Origin of the sequence: Chryseobacterium sp. SIMBA_029, assembly GCF_046535275.1 — a bacterium.
Classification (GTDB): domain Bacteria; phylum Bacteroidota; class Bacteroidia; order Flavobacteriales; family Weeksellaceae; genus Chryseobacterium.
Window position 1 is genome coordinate 1 of sequence record NZ_JAWRXA010000639.1, and the last position, 251, is coordinate 251.

Consider the following 251-nt stretch of genomic DNA (forward strand, 5'->3'; position numbering starts at 1 on the left):
GATATTAGATATTACCTTAATGATATCTTGATTTATACAGGAACGGTGGCTTCCACTTTTAATATTGATCAATTACGATTTGTTCATAATAATGGATTGGGAATAGGATATATTGATAATATTAAGATAAATAGTGAAACGGTGATGTCTTTGAAAGAAACGGTTGTAAATAAAAAGAAAGTAATACTGTATCCTAATCCTGTGGTCGACTTTATTCACATTAATTCGTCAAATAAAATCAAAAATGTTAG

1 pseudogene is annotated in these 251 nt (G+C 27.9%); it reads left to right on the top strand.

What is annotated here, in order from left to right:
* A pseudogene (locus SB679_RS25530) lies at positions 1-251 on the top strand (hypothetical protein); the annotation flags it as partial.